General features: G+C 42.7%; 17 protein-coding genes. 5 read left to right on the forward strand and 12 right to left on the reverse strand.

Annotated elements, in window-relative coordinates; all coding sequences use genetic code 11:
• The gene (gene trpD / locus BW976_RS12130) at positions 1-990 is read right to left on the reverse strand and encodes an anthranilate phosphoribosyltransferase (protein ID WP_076373561.1); all 990 of its coding nucleotides are present in this window, start codon (positions 988-990) and stop codon (positions 1-3) included.
• A 277-nt stretch (positions 991-1,267) separates the two neighbouring features.
• On the opposite strand from trpD, the gene BW976_RS12135 reads away from it, so the two are divergent.
• Entirely contained in the window at positions 1,268-2,212 is a 945-nt protein-coding gene (locus BW976_RS12135) for an ion channel (protein ID WP_076373562.1), read from the forward strand.
• Between the two features lie 20 nt (positions 2,213-2,232).
• Here the strand turns inward: BW976_RS12135 and BW976_RS12140 are convergent, their stop codons facing one another.
• From BW976_RS12140 to BW976_RS12170, 8 genes are all read right to left on the reverse strand, one after another.
• A complete protein-coding gene (locus BW976_RS12140; RefSeq protein ID WP_076373563.1) occupies positions 2,233-2,709 on the reverse strand; it encodes a nucleotidyltransferase in 477 nt (158 codons plus the stop codon).
• 3 nt (positions 2,710-2,712) lie between these two features.
• Complete coding sequence (locus BW976_RS29365; protein WP_175614098.1) at positions 2,713-2,877, reverse strand: hypothetical protein; 165 nt, start codon at positions 2,875-2,877, stop codon at positions 2,713-2,715.
• Positions 2,878-2,979: 102 nt separating this feature from the next.
• Positions 2,980-3,795: an SDR family oxidoreductase gene (locus tag BW976_RS12145; protein ID WP_076373564.1), complete on the reverse strand. Its 816-nt coding sequence runs from the start codon at positions 3,793-3,795 to the stop codon at positions 2,980-2,982.
• Positions 3,782-4,615 carry a glycosyltransferase family 2 protein gene (locus tag BW976_RS12150; protein WP_076373565.1) on the reverse strand — a complete coding sequence of 278 codons (834 nt, stop codon included), beginning with the start codon at positions 4,613-4,615 and terminating at the stop codon, positions 3,782-3,784. The genes BW976_RS12145 and BW976_RS12150 overlap by 14 nt, the downstream gene beginning before the upstream one ends.
• Before the next feature lie 4 nt (positions 4,616-4,619).
• The gene (gene recR / locus BW976_RS12155) at positions 4,620-5,237 is read right to left on the reverse strand and encodes a recombination mediator RecR (protein ID WP_076373566.1); all 618 of its coding nucleotides are present in this window, start codon (positions 5,235-5,237) and stop codon (positions 4,620-4,622) included.
• Positions 5,238-5,286: 49 nt separating this feature from the next.
• Entirely contained in the window at positions 5,287-6,324 is a 1,038-nt protein-coding gene (locus tag BW976_RS12160; protein WP_076373567.1) for an alpha/beta hydrolase family protein, read from the reverse strand.
• Positions 6,325-6,993: 669 nt separating this feature from the next.
• The gene (locus BW976_RS12165; RefSeq protein ID WP_245834686.1) at positions 6,994-7,575 is read right to left on the reverse strand and encodes a dihydrofolate reductase family protein; all 582 of its coding nucleotides are present in this window, start codon (positions 7,573-7,575) and stop codon (positions 6,994-6,996) included.
• Between the two features lie 74 nt (positions 7,576-7,649).
• The gene (locus tag BW976_RS12170; RefSeq protein ID WP_076373569.1) at positions 7,650-8,276 is read right to left on the reverse strand and encodes a DJ-1/PfpI family protein; all 627 of its coding nucleotides are present in this window, start codon (positions 8,274-8,276) and stop codon (positions 7,650-7,652) included.
• Positions 8,277-8,555: 279 nt separating this feature from the next.
• Here BW976_RS12170 and BW976_RS12175 point away from each other — a divergent pair, with 279 nt between their 5' ends.
• A complete protein-coding gene (locus tag BW976_RS12175; RefSeq protein ID WP_076373570.1) occupies positions 8,556-10,046 on the forward strand; it encodes an MAC/perforin domain-containing protein in 1,491 nt (496 codons plus the stop codon).
• Positions 10,047-10,142: 96 nt separating this feature from the next.
• On the opposite strand, the gene BW976_RS12180 is transcribed toward BW976_RS12175, so the two are convergent.
• The 3 genes from BW976_RS12180 to BW976_RS12190 form a co-directional block, all read right to left on the reverse strand.
• The gene (locus BW976_RS12180; RefSeq protein WP_076373571.1) at positions 10,143-10,349 is read right to left on the reverse strand and encodes a helix-turn-helix domain-containing protein; all 207 of its coding nucleotides are present in this window, start codon (positions 10,347-10,349) and stop codon (positions 10,143-10,145) included.
• 3 nt (positions 10,350-10,352) lie between these two features.
• Positions 10,353-10,898 carry a DUF2975 domain-containing protein gene (locus BW976_RS12185; protein WP_076373572.1) on the reverse strand — a complete coding sequence of 182 codons (546 nt, stop codon included), beginning with the start codon at positions 10,896-10,898 and terminating at the stop codon, positions 10,353-10,355.
• A gap of 77 nt (positions 10,899-10,975) precedes the next feature.
• Positions 10,976-12,388 carry an aminotransferase-like domain-containing protein gene (locus BW976_RS12190; RefSeq protein ID WP_076373573.1) on the reverse strand — a complete coding sequence of 471 codons (1,413 nt, stop codon included), beginning with the start codon at positions 12,386-12,388 and terminating at the stop codon, positions 10,976-10,978.
• 101 nt (positions 12,389-12,489) lie between these two features.
• Here BW976_RS12190 and BW976_RS12195 point away from each other — a divergent pair, with 101 nt between their 5' ends.
• The 3 genes from BW976_RS12195 (at position 12,490) to BW976_RS12205 (ending at position 15,923) form a co-directional block, all read left to right on the forward strand.
• The gene (locus tag BW976_RS12195; protein ID WP_076373574.1) at positions 12,490-13,386 is read left to right on the forward strand and encodes a DMT family transporter; all 897 of its coding nucleotides are present in this window, start codon (positions 12,490-12,492) and stop codon (positions 13,384-13,386) included.
• A 98-nt stretch (positions 13,387-13,484) separates the two neighbouring features.
• On the forward strand, positions 13,485-14,240 hold the full coding sequence (locus BW976_RS12200; protein WP_076373575.1) for a DUF4595 domain-containing protein: 756 nt from the start codon (positions 13,485-13,487) through the stop codon (positions 14,238-14,240).
• A 138-nt stretch (positions 14,241-14,378) separates the two neighbouring features.
• Positions 14,379-15,923: a serine hydrolase gene (locus tag BW976_RS12205; protein ID WP_076373576.1), complete on the forward strand. Its 1,545-nt coding sequence runs from the start codon at positions 14,379-14,381 to the stop codon at positions 15,921-15,923.
• Positions 15,924-15,940 lie beyond the last annotated feature (17 nt).

The raw sequence follows: 15,940 nt of genomic DNA on the forward strand, positions 1-15,940 counted from the left end.
TTAATTCTGCAATAAAGTATGGAAACTATTCAGGGCTTTGCCAGCAACAAGGGCTTCCTCTGCTTCATAATAACAATCAGCAAAGCTTTTTTCAGGGCCAATGGTTTTAATAGCTAGTGCAGCGTTTGACAGTACTACATTATTCTGGGCAAATGTACCCTGATTGTTAAGTACATCTGTAAATATCTTAGCTGATGCAGCCACAGTATCTCCACCCGTTATTTGTTTGGGATCTAATTTTTCAAAACCCAGACCTTCAACCGTATTGATCTTTTCGCCTTCGGCAGAGAACGTTTTGAAATCGCAGGTAAGCGATACTTCGTCGTAGCCTTCCAGTGCGTTCACGATGGTGTATTTGGTGGTCGATTTTTGATACAGGTATGCATAAACGCGGGCGAGTTCCAGGCTAAATACACCAACCAACTGATTCTCTGGCTTAGCCGGATTAACCAGTGGGCCCAGCATATTAAAAAATGTTTTTACACCCAATTCGCGGCGTATAGGGGCCACCGTTTTCATAGCCGGATGAAACAGAGGCGCGTGTAAAAAGCAAATGTTTGCTTTATCAATACTGGTCTTCAGCTTATCAGTATCATTAGTAAACTGATAGCCCAGGTATTCGATCACATTGGATGAACCGCAACCCGATGATACCCCATAATTACCATGCTTAGCCACTTTATAGCCCGCACCAGCTACGACGAACGATGCCAGGGTTGATATATTGAATGTATCCTTACCATCGCCGCCGGTACCGCAAAGATCTATCAACTGACCAGTTTCCAGATCAATGGGTAAACAAAGTTCCAGCATTGCATCACGAAAGCCTTCCAGCTCATCAACCGTGATACTGCGCATACAGTATGCCGTCATAAAGGCGGCCATCTGCGAGTTGTTATACTGCCCCTGCGCAATGTTTATCAAAATATTTTTTGATTGCTCCCGGGTAAAGGTTTTGTGTTCAAAAAGATGATTTAGTATCTGTTTCATAAGCCCTATCCCCTACAGGGAGATTTTTATGATTAATTTTTCTTCAATTTACCCCTCAAAAAAATGAGGGCAACAAAAAAGGGTTACCTTATGGCAACCCTTCTGAATATTATGTTAAAAAACAAAAAACGGAATTGCCTTACGATTAATCGTTAAGCCACCACCAGTTATTGTTTGATACTATCATTTTCATTTGTGCCACAAATATGGAAATAGTTTTTACTAAAAGCAAACAGAATGATAAATTTACGCAAAAGCCGAAAAGCTTACACTCCAAATGAACCATAACACACGAAAAGTAAATCCGGAAGACGACCTTGGCTTTGGCACACAGCCGGTTATAAAAAGTCAGCCGGTAATTAATAAAGACGGATCTATCAATATAAAACGTACTGGCCTCCCCTTTTTTAACCGGTTGAACAGCTACCAAACCCTCATTAACATGAGCTGGCCAAAGTTCTGGCTGGTTGTTTTAAGTGGTTATATGGTAGCCAATATCATCTTTGCCTGCATATATGTTGCTCTGGGGCCAGATAGTCTTGACGGTAAAAGCGGCGCTACACTTTTTGATCATTTTATGGATGCCTTCTTTTTTTCGGCACAAACCATATCTACTGTTGGTTACGGGCATATTAGTCCGCAGGGGATGGCTGCCAACTGTGTTGCAGCATTGGAATCCATGATGGGTTTATTGGCTTTTGCTTTAGCTACAGGCTTACTTTACGGCCGTTTTTCAAAACCTACCGCCAAGATCAAATACAGCGAAAACATCCTTGTTGCCCCGTATAAAGGAGATAAAACCGGACTCATGTTCAGGTTGGCGAACTCAAGGCATAACGTATTGATTGATTTGCATATTGAAGTAAATTTTTCCTATAATGAAGAAGTAAATGGTAAAACAGAACGTAAATTTTATCCATTGGTACTCGAACGTAAGGCTGTAAGCATATTATCCATTAACTGGACTGTAGTACATCCTATTGATGAGGATAGTCCGCTGAAAGATTTTACGCCGGAAGATTTTGAAAAAGCCCAGGTAGTTTTCTCGGTACTACTAAGAATATTCGATGATACCTTTTCCCAAACCATCCACTCCCGCACTACCTATACCTATAAGGATATGGTATGGGATGCCAAATTTAAACCCACATTTGACCGCGACCAGGACGGCCGGGTTGTATTGCATCTGGATAAGATCAATGATTTTGAGAAGATTTCATAAGTTCAGTAGCGAATTAGTTTTCATTCTCCTCTGAGCTTTTTTATCTCTTCAAGCGCCATTACATCTATTTGATCCTTTGGCCTATTGATAACTTTTTTATTTTGAATTAATTGATTTATATGGAGGAAAGGAATCATTATACCATCAATTTCCGCCACAGAGGCCATTTGCAGGCATTCATCAAATGAATAATTTTCAAGGCCCTTCATTTCTGTAAGAATGTCCAATCGAAGGTCATTATTCAGGTGAAAGTCTGTCCATCCGGCTATAAATTGCATGTGCTCTATCATCGGATAGTCACCTATATTACACTCTATAAAAACTTTCCGAAGTTGTTGACGGTTCAGCAGGTCATCCTTTAACCAAATGTCCAAGTCACCCGTAAAGCGCTGATAACCGTGCATATTTATGGCGTATCCGCCAATCATAATATATTGAACCTGGTGGTTTTGGAGCGCTCTCCAAAAACTTAATATGTCTTCGTCAAAAACATCCACAAATTATTTGCTAATAAAAGATTTATGTAAAATCGATGCTTTACTTAGGGTTTGTTGAATTTTATATAAACGGGTGGTCATTTGAAAACGCTCTTTGTAGCTTCGTTTTAGCCCCTCTTTTAAAAGCTCTATCTCAGCCTCACTAAAAATCTTTTCAGCCTTTTTCATACAATCAAATTTAAACAAAATGCCATCAACAAACAATGTACATACAAGCCACTTCTATTAATTGGGTTACTCCCCTGCAAATAAGCTCAATGAGCCAATAAACTATTTCAGCAACGGATTTTTCTCTTTTGAAAAAACATTATAAACCATCTTATCCAAAAATGCCGGTAAAAACTTACTAAGGGCTACGGTCAGCTTACCTTGTCGAGTCATGATAAGGGTTCGCGAGCGGTTTTCGATGCCATCAGCGATGATCCGGGCCACTTCTTCGCTGCTCATCATTTTATTTTCGTCCATAGAACTTTCGCTCTGCTGACTACCATCTTTCGTCAATGCCGTGTTACGGATATTTGATGTAGTAAAACCCGGGCAGGCCGTAAGCACATGAACACCAGTCTTTAGATTCTCCACCCTAATCGAATCCAGGAAGCCGTTCATGGCAAACTTAGAAGCCGAATAGCCTGTGCGGCCCGGCAAGCCTTTATATCCGGCTATAGACGATATACCTACTATACTGCCTTTCGTCTTCAAAATTTCGGGCAAGGCATATTTAGTACAGTATACCGTTCCCCAGAAATTAACATCCATCACAGTTTTTAATACATTCAGATCTGCATCCTGAAACAAGGCCCGCATGGAAATACCAGCATTGTTGATCAGCACATCTATTTTACCAAAGGTGGTTAATGTTTGCTTGATCAGATGTTCACAATCGCCCTCAATAGCTACATCGCATTGCACGGCAAGGGCTTTAATATTGTATTGCTTTTCCAGATCCTGCGCTATTTCACAAAGGGTAACATATTGACGGGCAGCCAATACTACATTTGCCCCGTGTTTAGCACATTCAATAGCCAGCGATTTGCCAATGCCCGATGAGGCGCCTGTGATGATAACGATTTTATTATTCAACTTCATATGATGGAGGGTAAAGCTGCGGTAAGCCCTCCACTTTTATTTCGGGCACCTTAAACAAGTATTTTGAGGCGAATATAATCATCGCACCATAAAATTCCCTGATATAAGTATAGCTAAATTTAGCCTTACCCTTTGTATTAAAGTTGATGATATATGTTTTTGGAAAATAGTAGTTTTTAAACCCGGTAAGCCTTACCCGATACGATAAATCGATATCGTATCCGTAAATATGGAAACGTTCATCCAGCAAACCAGCCAGGTCAAGGGCCTCTTTACGGTACAGCATAAAAGCCCCATTCAGCACATCGGTTTCGGAAGTTTGAAATTCCTCTACCCAATCTTTACGCAGCACATCGGTCAGGCGCGATTTTGAAAAATATTTAGCCAGCCCGGTCAGTTTAAAAAATATACCCCAGGGTTTGGTGAAGCCATGTTTTGACTCTTTCAGGAAACGGCCATCAGGTGTGATCATGCGTATACCAAGTCCGCCGGAGTCGGTATGCATGTCCATAAACTCCAGTGTTTTCTCTATGGTCTTTTTGCCTGTAATAGTATCCGCATTGACCATTAAAACATACTCTCCCGAAACCAGTTTCAAGGCCTGATTATAGGCTTGAGCCATACCCACATTTTTGGTATTCTCGATCACCTTTACCTCCGCAAATTCCTCCTGGATCATAGCCAACGAGCGGTCTGTTGAGCCATTGTCAACCACAAAAACCTCATTCGTGATGTCCTGGGCGGCTCTTACTACAGAGTTAAGCGCCAGGCGGAGCATGTTGCAGGTATTGTAATTAACAATGATAACCGATAGTTTCATCTTTCTACTTTGTCAGTGAGTTTTCATACGGAACACGTGTAGCAATGGATCGCCCTAAGGTAATCTCATCAACGTACTCCAACTCACCTCCAAAAGCTATGCCACGGGCTATAGTTGAGATAGTAATATTAAAGTTTTTTACTCTTTTATGAAGATAGAACAAAGTGGTGTCGCCTTCCATGGTTGCGCTCAGGGCAAAAATGATCTCTTTGGTCTCATTTGCCTTCAGTCGTTCCACTAAAGTATCCACCTGTAAATCTGATGGGCCGATACCATCCATAGGCGATATCAAGCCGCCCAGCACATGGTACACGCCGTTGTACTGGTTGGTATTTTCAATAGCCATTACGTCGCGGGTATCCTCTACCACGCATATCAGGCTATGATCGCGTTTATGCGACGAGCAGATCTCACATACCGATTGGTCTGAGATGTTATGGCAAATACTGCAAAACTGTATCTCGTTTCGTAACTTACTGATAGTCTTGCTAAACTGCTCCACCTCCTGCTTATCCTGATTCAATAAATGCAGCACCAGGCGCAGGGCGGTTTTTTGTCCTACTCCCGGCAGTTTGGCAAACTCCGCTACGGCATTCTCCAGCAATTTGGACGAAAAATTCATAGCACGAAGTTAATGAATAACCCGCAATTCAGAAAAACCGTGCACGTCCTCAATTCGGCTTTAAAGTGCTTATAAAAAATTGGTAGGCCATCTCGCTAACCTCCTGTAATTCAGCTGGACGCTCATGGGCCAGTTGCGGTTGGGTATAGTGACCACGTTCACCGGGTAAAACAATGAGTTTTCTGGCTGTGGGTATGTTTTCTGTGTAGTATACCGCATTTAGTTCCTTTGGAGCTATCAGGTCGGCATCACCTACTACAATTTGTACAGGCACGGTGATACTTTGCAAACTCCCCTTACTAAACGCATGTCCAATAGCAGGTCCCAGCGCGAAAACGGCCTTGATGCGCCTGTCCCGAAAGGAATTGCCTTGGTGTTTAGCCGATTGGATCATCACCGGGTCGGTTTTAGACAGGGCTATGAGCCGGTTAATGGCAGTGCGAATCTGGGCAGGTGGCTCGGGTTCACTTTTTACCAGGCTATCCATATTAAATATGGGGCCCGCCAGCCAAATGGCCGTTGCCCCGCCTAGTGAAAAACCAGCCACAGCAATTCTACTGGTGTCTATCCGTGTTTTAAACTCCTTGTCCATCAGTATTTTATCCATCACTACCGATATATCCCGGGGGCGCTCCCACATGCAAAAATCAGACAAGGTACGGTCGTTTTCTGTTACGCGACGTTCTTCGGGGGTGGTGCCATTATGAGCCACAATGACCGCTATAAAGCCCCTGGAAGCCAGGTAATAGCCCAGCAAGCGCATTTGTACCGGATTGCCCTGCGCGCCATGCGATATCATGATGAGCGGATATTTACGTTTACCAACTATGGCAGCATCACGATATACAGTCACCGGCGAGGCAAACTGCTGTGGATCATCAATTTGCTCCTCCACTCCCCCATTGCCGGCCGGATACCAAATCACCGTACGGAGCGGCCGCGGACCGGTGCCCAGCCAATTACTGCGGCGGCTATCGACAAAATCACGAGTGGCGGTGCCTACTTTGGCGAGTTTTACCGCAGCCGTTTGCGCATGGGCTATTTGGGCGGCCATCAGCAGGCATAAAATAAGTACAATATTTTTCATTGATCCTTACCCGGGAGTTTTAATTTATCCTTGTCCAAATATCCGGCGGCAGAGTGGTGATCAATTTGACAAAAGTCAATAAATGAAATTTGTTAAAATTGAGCTCTGGGGACTTTTTAAACCCTGGATTTTAACACTTTTCTGGCCAAAATCAGGGCAAAAACACTTACTTTTTGGGCACTTTAACTAAATTTTAACGCCATTTTAACACTTTTTAACAAATTTTTGAGCGGTTTTAAAAACTTTAAAAAGTATTAAAATATTGATTGTCAAATAACTGCATACCAAACGATCGGTTTTTGGTCTTGTTTTGCTCTTAACTAAACAGCCCGGTTACTCTTTTTGCAGGGTAACCGGGCTGATGTTTGTATAAAGATACGAAATTTTTGTGGGATGGGGAAATGAAGGCTACGGTGCAGACTACTGGCATAATCGTCGAAGTCTCTGACTTCGGACAGCGTGTTTCCTACTAACTGAAACACATAAAATAAAGCAATATGCCCCCCTACCGCAAGCGTCCGCAGTCAGGGATTTCGTACAGCGTGGATACTCGTAGCCCGTAGAATATGTGTGTTATTTTTAGCGGAACACTTCCGTTATTACCTGGAAAATATCGCCACGGTTATGCTGACGCTCGTCCCGTTATTCTGCCTTTTCAATTCATTAACATCATTCCCTTTTACGGTAGCTAAGCGCTACGCAGCCATTTTTGAAAGTCCGGGTTTCTACCAGGTCCAACTTAAAGCTTTTCGGGAGACTGCCGGCATCGAGTAAATGCCGTCCACCACCTGCCATAATGGGGTGCACCACTAAATAAAATTCATCAATCAGGCCCGCTGCCATCAGCTCCGGCAACATGCTTACGGTGTCTACCGAAATTGTTTTGCCGGGCTGCTGTTTCAGTTTCCGTAGTTCAGCTGCCGGGTCGTTCCGGATGATTGTTGTATTGCCATCCACGCTTTCCAGGGATCGCGACACCACCACCTTATCAATGGCGACAAGCCTTTCCGCGAATCGGACCTCAGCGGCAGAACCGGAACGGTCTCTCGCAACATCGGCCCAGTAGGGAAACATGAGCTGATACATAACCCGACCATAAAAAAGCAGATCCACATCATCCATCATTTCTGTAAAATACTCCATCAGCTCTTCACTGGGTTCGCCCAGGGTGTGGTCGCAATAGCCATCCAGACTAATGTTCATGCCAAATGATACTTTTCTCATATTACAAAAATAAGCGACGTGTCTCATACAGGTCAGGGTTACCCGCGACAAAAAAAGGGTATTTTACGTCAAAGAAATTAGGAGATAAACCTAATAACCGCTTAATTTAATTCTTCTACAGTTACCGGTTCCGGTAAGTAAGGCATGATATTGCGTAAGGCCCGCTCCATGTATTCTTCTTGTTCGCCAACCGGCAGCACGTAGCTTAGTGCATTTTTGGCGGCCTCGATGCCTTCCAATCGCGCTATGATCCAGGCAGCCAGATAATGCGAAGCCAGGCAGCCACCCACTGTAGCTATATTACCATTGGCAAAAAAGGGCTGGTTTAAAACATCTATACCGGCAGCTACAACCCATGGCTTGGTTTTCAGGTCGGTACAGGCAGGTGTGCCATTTAATAAACCCAGCTTAGCCAAAATAAGCGCGCCGGAACATTGGGCGGCCAATAATTGCCGGGTTGGATCAAATTTTAAGCGGGCCATAATTTCCTGATCTTCAACGACTTCTCGGGTCCGTTTTCCACTACCAAAGATAACTGCATCCGCCTGGCATGCTTCTTCCAGTGTGGCTTGAGACTCAATAACAACTCCATTCATAGAGCTAACCTTAGCTGTTGGACAGGTAATAGAAACCCGCCAGTCGGGCTTCTTAACGCGGTTAAGAATACCCAATGCAATGAGTGAATCCAGCTCATTAAATCCGTCGAATGTAAGAATAGCAATATGCATACCTTAAAGGTTTTGTTATAAAAAAATACTATAAAGTAAATATAGATTGACGCCTGTAGTTTATTCAGTATCAGTTTTACAAAGTTTAATGGACACAGTCAGGTTTCCCTCACACCAGTGTCTCGCTGGCGGCAACATTTATAAGCCTTTACCCACCCTTTCGACGACAATTTCCCATAGTTGAAAAAGCTCATAAATTTTTCTTTCGGGTTTGTGCTTTATGAATATTATAAATAGTATGTTTATCACATATTATTTAAACCCATTCATTTATCACTCATGAAAAAACTCTATTTTTTTCTTCTTATTCCCTTATTTTGGTCATGCAAGCGCCAAAGCGACATTTCACCTTCCAAAAACAATACTCCCGCTACCGACGGAAAACTTCAAACCCGGTCTGGCGGCGATGGTAAGTGGGATTTATTAGGCTACGGCCTGGATGTTACCGGCGATTTACTGAACGCTTCCAGCGTATCTGATGCCCCTATTTTTGATGTAAACAGATTTGCAACCGACTATCTTACCAGAATTGATGTAAATACTACCACCGAAGGTACAGAGCAGTACTACGGCGGAGCCACCGCCTGGGACTACTTACAAGATGTTAGTTCAAAAAAATCATTCGACATTAATGGCAACAGCAATCCTAAAATTGAAGGTGCTACGCCAAAGAGCTCTACAAATCTTTTCACCGGGAGCTTGAGTGTAAACAGCTCTGACGAAAACAAAACTTCCTATTCAAGCAGATACTCCTACTCAACCTACGAAGTATCGCAAAAGATAAAAAGGATAAGATTTACCGGTGACGCTACCACGGCCTTATTAACGCAATATTTAACCCCGGAATTCATCAACAATGTAGCCACGCTTACAGCCGACCAGTTAGTAGCCAGATATGGTACCCACGTAATGCTGGATATTAGTATAGGTGGCCGTTTAAGATTTAATTATAGCGGTGCTACACTAGGCGAAACTGATTATACCAAAAAAACGTCGGACGTAAAAGTAGGATTAGGTGTTAGTGTATTGAACATCATTGGTGTTAATTTGAGTGCTGATAAGAGTAAAGAACAAGTAACCCAAATTACAACAGCCACAAGCCAGAAAGAATATACCGTAAAGTTTTATGGCGGAACAAATTCAGGCAGAACTATAGCTGTTGATAAAGACGGTAACACAAGCGAAACCGTTAATATCGGAAGTTGGCAAAGCAGTATCAGTGTTACTAACGCTGCTTTGATTGACGTAGGAAACGCGCTTTATCTGTATGATTTTATAGCCGATCCTGCTAAAAAAGCACTGGTTAAGGCGGCTGTCGACAAACATATTAGCGATAAACAGATAGTACTTGCGCCGCAGGAGGTTTATGACTTTTATACCAATAAACAGGGTAGGCATGCTAATAACTTAAATCCTAATATGTACCAGCAGTATTTAAGCGATGGCTGGCATCCAAACGGTCAGCCGTTTAAGGCATATTCTACTCCTTATAACGGAGCCGTTCCCATTTATCAATATTATAACCCACAATTAAACGATCGTATACTTTCGGCAAATCCCAACCCAGGATGGGGAGCATGGGCGCAAAATGGCATTATACTTTATGCATACGCAACAAATGTTGCAGGAACTGTGCCTATTTATTCATTCAGAACACAGGGCGGCTCTGGTAAAAATGCTTATGAGGATCATTATTTCAGTCCGAACAAAACGCCGTACGATGGTACCTGGACAAATGATGGTGTTGCATTTTATGCTTTTTTAAACTAAAGTAAATTAGTTTAAAAAAGTATTCAAAATCTCTTTAACCAGTGGTCGGTGTTTATCACCAGCCACTGGTTTATTCCTTTTCATTACAAGCGCGAATCATCCTTTTGAATACTCCAGCAGATCGCCCGGCTGACAGTCCAAGGCCTGGCAAATGGCCTCCAGCGTACTGAAACGAATGGCCTTGGCTTTGCCTGTTTTTAAGATAGAAAGATTGGCCAGGGTAAGATCAACCTTTTCGGACAATTCATTTAATGACATTTTTCGTTTAGCCATCATCACATCTAAATTTACAATGATTGGCATGGCTTATATAGTTAAATCGTTTTCTGCCTGAATTTCGACACCTCTTTTAAATATCTGCCCGATTACAAAAAGGGTAACGCTCATAAACAGCCACACATCGGCACCACCCAGCCGCAAATATTGTACATCGGGCATGGCTATTCCCAGCCTAATCAACCAGCCGGTATATTGAACACCCCACCACGAAAACAACCCGATCATGAAGGTAATACAAGCTATATTAAAAATAAACCGCCTCACATCCCGATTGAAAGGCTGAGCCATATCGAGTTTTTTATCGTGCAAAATTTTAATGATCAGGTAAAACAACCAGGCTTTCATTACGGCTACAACGCTCATCAATAACATCTCCGCAACAAAATGCCACATGCTATACTGATAAAGGGTCGACAGATCGGCTTCGTGCCAAAGATGTTTTACAACAGCCGGATTCACCACTGCAAAAAAAGCGTTTAAGATAAACCCGCCGGCCTCAATACATACGCCAACAAATATTATCCAGGAAAGGACGAACAATATGGGCAGCGTCCGTTTGGTAGTAATTTCCATAATGGTTTCGTTTTTAAGAAAAATTACACAATTATAGATAACATTTATCGATAAACAATAATTTTTTATTGAAATACTCAAGCCATCTTGGCCAGATTGCCCAATTGTTTGAGTTTGAACTTGAGCTCGTCTGACCAGCGTAAGCCGATGCAGAGCCGCATGCAGTTTTCAAACTGATCCTGCAGGGTAAACATTCGCCCCGGCGCAATGCAGATACCTTGTTTAATAGCCAAATCATACAATTTCGCGGTATCAATTCCCTTGTTAAATTCAACCCAAAGTGAAAGTCCACCCTGGGGCCTGCTGGTTTTAGTGCCCTCCGGAAAATATTGGGCTATAGCCCGTAGATAGTTTTGATAATTGTCTTCCACCGTACGGCGAAGCTGGCGCAAATGATTTTCATATTTACCCGTAGTTACGAAATTGGCTACCGCTTCCTGCATTATGGACGGAGAGGATATGGAATGAATCAGTTTTAGCTTGAGTAATTTTTCTTTGTATTTACCCGGCGCCACCCAACCCACACGATAGCCCGGCGCTAAAGTTTTAGAAACCGAGCCGCACCATAAAACATTGCCTTCTTTGTCAAATGCTTTGCAGCATTTTGGGCGTTGTGTACCAAAATACAGGTCGCCATAAATATCATCTTCAATTAGCGGAATATGATGTTTGGCCAAAAGAGCAACCACTCCTTTTTTATGCTCATCGGGCATACAGCTACCCAGCGGCGTGTTGAAGTTAGGCACCAACAGGCAAATATCAATCCTGGGAAGGGCCTCTTTTAAAGCATCAATCTCTAAACCGGTAACAGGGTGTGTTGGCAATTCCAGTATTTTACATCCGAGACTTATAGCCAGCTGCAGAATGCCGGGATAACAAGGACTTTCCACAGCTACAGTATCACCTGGCTTTACCAGGGCCATTAAGCAAAGCGAAACCGCGTTCATGGCACCGCCGGTAGTCACCAGGTCATTTTCATGCAAATTCCCTCCCCAGGCTAAAGAACGGACCGCGATCATTCTTCGCAATTTTACATTGCCCTGTAAAGGCTCGTAAGCTGTGCCGCCTTCCCTGAGTTCCCGTGTGGCATGCACTATTTCCTTTTTTAGCTTAGCCAGGGGTAACAGCTCGCCGGAGGGCGCACTGATAGAAAAAAGCGTGAGCCCGCTATTCCCCATATTGCCATATACTTTACTGATCAATTCGTTGGGTTCGTTACTGTTAGCCAACGATGATGGCCGGCTTACTTCGGGGAGGGGAAGTTTTTGATAAGGTAACCTGCTCACAAAATATCCCGACTGCGGTTTGGAATCGATCAATGATTGCGCTTCCAGTTCCAGGAACACTCTTTTGGCGGTGTTCATGCTGATGCCATGCTCCTTACATAGCATTCTTACCGAAGGCAACTTGTCTCCGGGTTGTAAAACCCCTCCAGTGATCTGGATGACAATTCCATTTGCAATTTCATTGTAAAGAAAATCCCTGCTCATGCTGCAAATATAACTGTATCCATCAAAATATACAAAACTGAGCCTGTAACCTTTATTATTCCTTATTTATTTTTGCCCCAATAATAATTAACCATCATACCATGATCAGTAGTAAAGCAATTCCTCATAAATTAGCAGCAAACAGTAACAGTGGCTGGATCAATGGATTCATCGGCATACTGATATTCAGCGGTTCGATGCCTGCCACACGTGCCGCTGTGCAGGGTTTTAACCCCCTATTTTTAACGGTTGCCCGCGCAACCATCGCGGGTTTGATTGCTCTTTGCGTTCTGTTGATCTTTAGAGAGAAGCGCCCGGCAAGGGAGCATATTTTTTCTTTGGCTATTGTGGCTGTAGGCTGTGTTATTGGCTTTCCGCTACTATCAGCCCTAGCCCTACAGCACATCACCTCGGCACATTCTATTGTGTTCCTGGGGATGCTGCCGCTTACCACAGCCATATTCGGTGTTATACGCGGCGGCGAACGCCCTAAGCGGGCATTCTGGATATTCTCGATACTGGGGAGCTTATTTGTTATAGGCTTTGCCGTTTTACAGGGACTCTCCGCATCGCCCATTGGAGACATCCTGATGTTACTGTCCATTATTTTATGCGGATTGGGCTATGCCGAAGGGGCAAAACTTTCCAAAACGCTGGGCGGCTGGCAGGTAATTTCCTGGGCCCTGGTGCTTTCGTTACCTTTTATGGTACCTATCCTATTCTTCCTGCTTCCGCCGTCATTTTCGGAAGTTGGGACATCTGCCTGGGTGGGCCTGGCTTATGTTTCGGTATTCAGTATGCTCATTGGCTTTGTATTCTGGTACCGGGGATTAGCCCAGGGAGGTATTGCTGCCGTGGGTCAATTACAATTGTTACAACCATTTTTTGGCCTGGCCCTGGCAGCTTCCTTATTGCACGAAAAGGTAAGCATAGGCATGGTAGGCGTTACCATCGGGGTAATTTTGTGTGTTGCCGGCTCAAAGAAATTTGCCAAATGATTAATTGCTATCTACAGAAAAATAAATAAATACACCTGTATAACCGTCACGCTTTCCTGACTTTGAGCAAGGCGGTTATCGATAAAAACAAAAACAAAATGAAAAAATCCTTATTACTGCTTTCAGTTTCATTACTGATTGTAACTTCCTGCAAAAAAGACAATAACAAACAACCAGACAAAAAAGAAGAAACCTGTTCATTAACAGAGGGTACCTATACTGCTAAACGTACAGGCGTAGGACAAGTTGGCAAAACCACTTATACTTATGACGATAAGGGAAGAGTAATTACTTTAAAGTGGGACTCTGCCAATGACCCTTATCTAGATCAATATACTTATGCAAATGATCAGATAACCGTAAAAAGAAGCAATGGGGCCATCATTACCTATAAATTAGATAATAGCGGCAGAATTATAAAAGCAATTTATGCTGATAGTCACCAAGAAACAAATTATACCTATAATACCGATGGCTATTTAATTCAGGAGGTTTCAACCGATGGGTCCTCATCAAAATATACCTATACCGATGGCAACCTCACATCCGATGCTTATACAGACAGCAACCCCAACTATAGCCATACAGCTACTATTCAGTATACTACTGATGCAGCAAAAAATAACTTGATTGATGAACAACTGGTGAATTGGTTACCGCAGCACTATAATAAAGCTTTAAAGGCCTATTTTGGTAAAACCTCCAAAAATTTACCCTTAAAAAGCTTTGATAGCAATGGTTTCTATGAGAATTACACCTATGACAAAGATGCCAAAAGCAATATTGTTAAATTTACCACTACTGATAAACATGAGTTTGGCTACGTGCTGGATATGAAATATAATTGTAAATAAGTAAGTATGGGTTAGGGAACAAATCTCTAACCTTTATTTACTTATTCCCATTATTTAGCCGTGGCTGGTGTTATCACCCATCATAAAAACCCACTTGCCATAGCAGCGACTTTTTTATAACTTGCTGAAAGTTGTTTTATGAAATCACCTCGCAGCCTATGCTTTCCATTTCTGCTTATTGCATTTTTATTTAGTAATGCACCATCAGTTTTTGCACAAGTACCTAGTAAAATACAAATAGATAGCATAGCCCAAAGGGGCATGCGGCTGTTCCAGGTGCCGGGTTTGGCTGTCGGGATCATCAAGGACGGAAAATTGATATACAGCAAAGGTTTTGGCGTACGCTCCTTGCGTACACAGCAGCCTGTTACCTCAAAAACTCTTTTCGGAATAGCCTCCAATACCAAAGCGTTTACCGCGGCCGCGCTTGGCTTACTGGTTGATGAAGGGAAACTTCAGTGGGACGATAAAGTGATCAAATACATCCCGGAGTTTAAACTTTACGACGCTTATGCTACCCAGGAATTAACCATTCGCGATCTGCTATGCCATCGCAGCGGACTGGCAACTGGTGCCGGCGACCTGATGCACGATCCTGACTCCACGGATTTTACTGTAAAGGATATCATTTATAATCTCAGATTCATTAAACCAGCCTACTCTTTCAGAAGTAAATTTGCTTATGATAATAACCTTTACCTTGTTGCTGGAGAAATTATTGCCAGAGTATCAAAAATGCGCTTGGAAGATTTTATAGAACAACGGTTGTTACAGCCATTACAAATGAACTCAAGCGCGGCATCGTACAATGACTGCAAGCTGAATACCAATATAATTGATGCACATAATAAAGTAAATGATACGATGAGGGTAGTTACGCGCTATACTTCTACTAAAGATGATGCTGCAGGTGGCATTTACTCCAACGTAGAGGACCTGAGCAAGTGGGCTCTGATGCTGATGAATAGTGGCAGGCATGGCGATAAACAGTTATTAAGTGAACAAACGGCTAAGCAATTGTGGACACCCCAAACCAATATACCTGTTGGTAACGGTGGTATTTATCATACGCACTTTGCCGCTTACGGTTTGGGCTGGTTTGTTCTTGATGTAAAAGGCTATAAACAGATATTCCATACAGGTCAGGATGTGGGGATGGTATCAGAAATATCCATGATCCCTGAAATTGGATTAGGCATTATAGTATTGACCAATAACGAAAGCAATGCCGCTTACGCTATTGCAGATCAAATTACAGATGGCTATTTAGGCGTTACCGGTACCGACAGATGTGCAGAGGACCTTACCCGTTCACAAAATAATGAAAAGAAAACAGCAGAACGAAAGGCCGAGGTATGGAAACAAGTACACCAGGAACAAGGGAATAAAATCAGCGATATAAAAAAATATACTGGTAATTACCATGACAAATGGTTCGGTAATATCAGTATAACCTTACGCTACAATCGGCTTTGGTTTGCTTCACAGAGGTCTTCACAATTCAAGGGTTGGTTATATCCATACCAAAAAGACACATTTGTCTTCAAATGGCAAAATTCGGAAATAGATGCCGATACGTTTGTTTTGTTCGGTAATGGAAACAAAAGGACCATTACCCTGCAATCTATTGTAGCAGGCGGGGGTTATAATTTTGAAAGTTTGCTTTTTGAAAAGTTACCGTAGTTTTGGAAAAATAATTT

This window comes from Mucilaginibacter lappiensis (assembly GCF_900155965.1).
GTDB classification, from domain to species: domain Bacteria; phylum Bacteroidota; class Bacteroidia; order Sphingobacteriales; family Sphingobacteriaceae; genus Mucilaginibacter; species Mucilaginibacter lappiensis.

Coding starts and splice junctions, on each gene's coding strand:
- trpD (WP_076373561.1), bottom strand. CDS start 990: ATGAAACAGATACTAAATCATCTTTTTGAACACAAAACCTTTACCCGG.
- BW976_RS12135 (WP_076373562.1), top strand. CDS start 1,268: ATGAACCATAACACACGAAAAGTAAATCCGGAAGACGACCTTGGCTTT.
- BW976_RS29365 (WP_175614098.1), bottom strand. CDS start 2,877: ATGAAAAAGGCTGAAAAGATTTTTAGTGAGGCTGAGATAGAGCTTTTA.
- BW976_RS12145 (WP_076373564.1), bottom strand. CDS start 3,795: ATGAAGTTGAATAATAAAATCGTTATCATCACAGGCGCCTCATCGGGC.
- BW976_RS12150 (WP_076373565.1), bottom strand. CDS start 4,615: ATGAAACTATCGGTTATCATTGTTAATTACAATACCTGCAACATGCTC.
- recR (WP_076373566.1), bottom strand. CDS start 5,237: ATGAATTTTTCGTCCAAATTGCTGGAGAATGCCGTAGCGGAGTTTGCC.
- BW976_RS12160 (WP_076373567.1), bottom strand. CDS start 6,324: ATGAAAAATATTGTACTTATTTTATGCCTGCTGATGGCCGCCCAAATA.
- BW976_RS12165 (WP_245834686.1), bottom strand. CDS start 7,575: ATGAGACACGTCGCTTATTTTTGTAATATGAGAAAAGTATCATTTGGC.
- BW976_RS12170 (WP_076373569.1), bottom strand. CDS start 8,276: ATGCATATTGCTATTCTTACATTCGACGGATTTAATGAGCTGGATTCA.
- BW976_RS12175 (WP_076373570.1), top strand. CDS start 8,556: ATGAAAAAACTCTATTTTTTTCTTCTTATTCCCTTATTTTGGTCATGC.
- BW976_RS12180 (WP_076373571.1), bottom strand. CDS start 10,349: ATGCCAATCATTGTAAATTTAGATGTGATGATGGCTAAACGAAAAATG.
- BW976_RS12185 (WP_076373572.1), bottom strand. CDS start 10,898: ATGGAAATTACTACCAAACGGACGCTGCCCATATTGTTCGTCCTTTCC.
- BW976_RS12190 (WP_076373573.1), bottom strand. CDS start 12,388: ATGAGCAGGGATTTTCTTTACAATGAAATTGCAAATGGAATTGTCATC.
- BW976_RS12195 (WP_076373574.1), top strand. CDS start 12,490: ATGATCAGTAGTAAAGCAATTCCTCATAAATTAGCAGCAAACAGTAAC.
- BW976_RS12200 (WP_076373575.1), top strand. CDS start 13,485: ATGAAAAAATCCTTATTACTGCTTTCAGTTTCATTACTGATTGTAACT.
- BW976_RS12205 (WP_076373576.1), top strand. CDS start 14,379: ATGAAATCACCTCGCAGCCTATGCTTTCCATTTCTGCTTATTGCATTT.